We start from the raw sequence: 5,053 nt of genomic DNA, 5'->3' as shown, positions 1-5,053 counted from the left end.
GTGTTGAAGAAGCCACCGAAGGCATAACCTGCCACCTTGTAGCGCTTGTCGGCGATATTGCGGGCGTGCAGGCCAACCTGGATATTGCGGTCGCTGCTGGTCCACACAAGTCCCGCGTCCCACAGCGAGAAGCCGCTCTGCGCCAGCGCCAGGTTCTGCGGCACCAGCGCATCCAGCGACGCCACGCCGCTTGGGCGCACGATCTCGGCCTGGTACACCTTGCTCTTGTAGGACAGCGTGGTCGCCAGGGTCAGTGTGCCGTTGCGGCCTGCGACCGGGACCGACCAGTCGTAAGCGCCGGTCACGCTGCCGGACTTCTTCGGCGTGTTCTGGAATTCGGCGCTGCTGGCGACGTTGATCAGGTTCGCGCCGCTGGCCACTATCCATTCCTTGTAATCGGCATTGATGTAGCTCAGCATGCCGTTCAGGGTGAAGGCATCCGTCACGCGGGCGATGGCTTCCAGCTCCACGCCCTTGATCTTGGCCTTGCCCGCATTGGTCAGGGTGCCCGCGAAGCCGTTCACCTGGCCGTTGGCGCCATAGGTCGGGATCGAACCCGGGATCTGCACATTCTTGTAGTCGGTGTAGAACACGGCCAGATTGGTTTGCAGACGGCCGCCGTTCATGGATGACTTCACACCCAGTTCGACCGAATCCACTTCTTCCGGATCGACACCGGCGCGCTTGGCCAGAGAGGCGGGCGTGTTCGGGCCGCCCGTTGCGGCAAGGTCCATACGCGGGTCGTACATGCCGCCCTTGAAGCCGGACGAGTAAGTGCCGTACAGATTGTGCTCAGGCGCGAACTTCCAGCCGAAGCCCAGTTTCGGCGTGAACTTGGAATCCTTGCGATGCAGGTCGTTCTTGCCCAGGTCCGTGTTCGGCGCCAGGCCGATGGCGGCCGGGTTGCCCAGAGTCGGCGAACCGGCCAGGCCGAGATAGGTGCGCTTGAAGATACGTGCTTCGCGTTCGTCCTGGGTATAGCGGCCGCCCACGTTGACGTTGAAGGTCGGCGTCACGTTGTAGCTGGCATCCGCAAACACAGCCCAGTTCTTGGAGTCGATATCGTCCAGGGTGTACAGCGACAGGCCGCCCGATGCGTTGTACAGCACGTCGAATTCGTTGAAGGCGTTGGTCTTCATCCAGAACACGCCGGCCACGCCTTGCAGCTTCTCGCCGGTGTAGGTCAGCTGGAATTCCTGGCTGTCCTGCTTGTCGGTGTAGATGGCGGGCGCTTCGAACAGCGGCGTTTCCAGCGAGTCGAAGTCGATCGGCGCGATGGAGTGCGAGGAGCGGTGGGCCGTGATCGACTTGAACTCCAGCGTCGGCGAGATGTTGTAATCCACCAGCAGGGATGCGCCCTTGGTGATCACTTCCTGTTCCTGGGTGTTCACCTTGTACAGGTTGGCGCGGGTGTCGTAGTCGCCCGCCAGCGGCTGGATATTGAGCGGCGCCGGTCCCGGCGTCAGGCGATAGCCCTGTTTCGGCTGCGAGTCGTCATTGGTCTTGTCGGCCGAGAGCCGGATGAACAGGTCGGCGTTCGGCGCGAATTCGGCGGTGACGCGCCCGGCTTTCACGTCCTTGTTGTAGTTCTCGCGGCCGTTCAGCACATTCTTGCCATAGCCGTCGTGATTGAAGGAGGCGAGGGTGGCGCCGATGCGGAAGGTATCGGTGATCGGCGTGCTGACCTTCAGCACCGCGTCGCGCTCGTTGTACTCGCCGAAGGTGAGCTTGGCGTCGAACACGGTCTTGTTGGGCAGCTTGCGGGTTACGTACTTCACCGCGCCGCCGATCGTGTTGCGACCGTACAACGTGCCCTGCGGGCCGCGCAGCACTTCGATGCGTTCCAGGTCGTAGATATCGGTCAGCGCGCCTTGCGGGCGGGCCAGGTAGACGTCGTCCAGATAAATGCCCACGCCCTGTTCATAGCCTGCCACCGGGTCCTGCTGGCCGATACCGCGGATGAAGGCCGTCAGCGTGGTGTTGGTGCCGCGCGAAGCCTTCAACGTGGTGTTGGGGATGATGTCCGTCAGCGCGGTGATGTCGGGCAGGTTCAGCTTCTCCATCTGGGCGCCCGAGATCGCGGTCACTGAGCCAGGAACATCCTGGATCAGTTCCTCGCGGCGGCGCGCCGTCACGATCACCTTGTCCATTTCGCCGGTCGCCGCTTCCCCGCTTGTGGCCTGGGCGTATGCGACGTCCGCTGCAAAAGCCGGCAGCGCCATGATGACAGACGCACTGATTCGCTTCAGACGGATAGTCCTGGTTTGCATTGTGTCTCCTCTGGTTGTTTTGCGAGCGAGTTTGCACGCTTTACAAAAAGAGCAAAAGACAAGGCATGCACGGGCGTTGTGCAAATTTGCACAAAGGGGATCAAGCCACCCGCTTGTACCAGGGATGCGGCGGATCGAAGGCTTGGTAGTCGGCTGCCAGTGTGTCTGCTTCATCCAACGGACGATCGACACCCAGTGCGCCAAACAGGCTCAGACTCTCATGGAACAAGTTGAGCACGCGCGCCCGCAGCAGCGGTCCGAAGGCAGGCATGGCGCGCTGGCAGGCGATCATCTGGAATTCGTTGAAGGAGGCGTCGGTGACCAGGTTATATTGCGCCCAGCTTATCCGGCAGCGCAGCGCGGGCAGCAGTACGGCGCGGCCATCCTGGATCTGGAAATACTCTTCCAGCTTGCCCTTGCCGCCGGCCTGCACATAATGCTGATGGCCCGCCGCCACCGCAGCCACGGGCAGCGAGGCGTCGGCCGCCTCGTCCAGCAGTTCGTCGCTGGAGACCGTGGCGTGAATTTCGGCGCGGTTCAGCAAGCCCAGTTCGTGCAGAATGATGGCGGTGGTCCACGCCTGCCCGGCGCCCGCGCAATCGGCCAGCCAGACGCGGGGCAGGGCGCTGCCGCTCAGGCTGGCCTGGGCCGCTTCGCGCAGCAGGATGGCTTCCTGCGGATCTTCGAACAGCGTCGCAGGCGCTACCGACAGCGCACGCAGCACGGCGCTGCAGACTGCCGCATCGTGCAATGTGCGGTCCAGCAACTGCGACAGTGTTTGCAGCCCGCGCTGCTGCATCACTGTATAAAGCTTGCGTTTCAGCTGGCTGCGCTCGTGCAGCCGGAAGTCGTGGCCATAACGCCGCACCAGTCCTTCCAGCAGCAGTTCCAGTTCCAGTTCTTCCAGTTCCGGAGCTGTGCTGCGGCGCAGCTGATCGATGGCGCCCATATCGCCCGCCATCAATGCAGCCAGACCCGCATCAGGGACAGCAGTTGCGCCACATCCACCGGCTTGGTGATGTAGTCCGAAGCGCCGGCCGCAATACACTTATCGCGGTCGCCCTTCATCGCCTTTGCCGTCAGGGTAATGATCGGCAGGGAGCGGAACTTCGGAATGCGGCGGATGGCCCGCATTGTGTCATAGCCGTCCATCTCCGGCATCATGATGTCCATCAGGACGATCTCGATGCTCGGATCGCGCTCCAGCACCTCGATGCCGTCACGGCCGTTCTCTGCGAAGGACACCTGCATCTTCTGGCGTTCCAGCAGGGTGGACAGGGCGAAGATGTTGCGCAAGTCATCGTCGACGATCAGCACTTTGCGTCCCGCCAGGCCGGAATCGGCCGCGTGCACTTCCTCCAGCATGCGGCGCTGGGCTTCCGGCAGGCTGGCCTGCGAGCGGTGCAGGAACAGCGCCGTTTCGTCCAGCAGGCGCTCCGGCGAGCGGGCATCCTTCATGACGATGGTCTTGGCGTAGCGCTTCAGCTTTGTCACTTCCTTGCGGTTCAGGTCTTTCGCCGTGTTGATCACGATCGGCAGATCGCGCAGCTTGGCGTCCTTGCCGATCATGTCCAGCAGGTCGAAGCCGCTGATGTCGGGCAGAGTCAGGTCCAGCACCACGCAGTCGAAGCGGGCATTGCGCAGCGCGGCCAGAGCTTCTTCGCCGGTGCCGACTGCCGTGATGTCCACGTCCGAATCGCCGATCAGGCGGATGATGGAATCGCGCTGGTTTTCTTCGTCATCCACCACCAGCAGACTGCGTTTGCCGCCCATCAGGAAGCGCTGGACGCGCGTGAACTCTTCGTTCAGGGCTTCCTTGCTGATCGGTTTGTTCAGGTAGGAGATGGCGCCGCAGCGCAGCGCGCGCTCCCGCTCGCGGGAGGCCGACATCACGTGCACCGGGATATGGCGTGTACTCGGGTCGCGTTTCAGGCGGTCCAGCACCGTGAAGCCATCGATGTCCGGCAGGTCCAGGTCGAGCAGGATGGCGGACGGCAGGTAGTCGCGCGCCAGGCTCAGTGCCGAGTCGCCCTGGTGGGTAACGATGCCCTTGAAGTTCTTCTCGCGGGCGAAGTCGAGCACGATCTTGGCGAAGCGCTCGTCGTCCTCGATGATGAGCACCGAAGGTTCGCCTGGCGTGGTGATGTTGCGGTCGTCCAGTGTCGAGCCGTAGCCTTCCGTATCGGCTTCCGCATAAGCGACCACTGGCGCCGGCAACGCGTCGAGCGGCGGCGTGTAGATGACTTTCGGCGGCTGCGGCAGGGCAGGGGGACGCTGCGGTTGCTGGCGGCTGGTTTCGTAGTAGACGAAGCCGGAACGGTTGTACGGCAGATAGAGGGTAAAGGTCGAGCCGCTGCCCACCGTCGATTCGACGCGAATCTCGCCGCCCAGCAGGCGGGCCAGTTCGCGCGAAATCGACAGGCCCAGGCCCGTACCGCCGTATTTGCGCGCGGTGGAACCGTCAGCCTGCTGGAACGCTTCGAAGATCAGCTGCAGCTTGTCGGCCGCGATACCCACACCGGTGTCGCTCACGCCAAAGGACAGCACCGCATCGGCATGCGCCAGATTCGGGTGGTCGCTGCTCCAGCCGCTGGTGACCATGCCGATGACCAGGGATACCTGGCCGTGGTTGGTGAATTTGAACGCGTTGGACAGCAGGTTTTTCAGCACCTGCTGCAGACGCGTCACGTCGGTCATCAGGGAAGTCGGCAGGTTCTCGCCCAGGTCCACCGTGAAGCCGAGGTGCTTGGCTTCGGCCATGTGGCGGAAGGTACGGTCTACAT

General features: G+C 63.0%; 3 protein-coding genes. All 3 read right to left on the bottom strand.

The window, feature by feature from the left end; translation table 11 throughout:
• Positions 1-2,270, bottom strand: a 2,270-nt coding sequence (locus AB4Z11_RS22720) for a TonB-dependent receptor (RefSeq protein ID WP_442027842.1), incomplete at its 3' end; no start/stop codon positions are given.
• A 100-nt stretch (positions 2,271-2,370) separates the two neighbouring features.
• Positions 2,371-3,219: a CheR family methyltransferase gene (locus tag AB4Z11_RS22715; RefSeq protein WP_442027840.1), complete on the bottom strand. Its 849-nt coding sequence runs from the start codon at positions 3,217-3,219 to the stop codon at positions 2,371-2,373.
• Positions 3,220-3,230: 11 nt separating this feature from the next.
• Positions 3,231-5,053: response regulator (locus tag AB4Z11_RS22710; protein ID WP_442027839.1), on the bottom strand; the 1,823-nt coding region annotated here is incomplete at its 5' end.

The sequence above is a fragment of the Pseudoduganella sp. RAF53_2 genome (assembly GCF_052113985.1).
Taxonomy (GTDB): Bacteria; Pseudomonadota; Gammaproteobacteria; order Burkholderiales; family Burkholderiaceae_D; genus Rugamonas.
This window is presented reverse-complemented; position numbering and strand designations above follow the sequence as displayed.

Coding starts and splice junctions, on each gene's coding strand:
- AB4Z11_RS22715 (WP_442027840.1), bottom strand. CDS start 3,219: ATGGGCGCCATCGATCAGCTGCGCCGCAGCACAGCTCCGGAACTGGAA.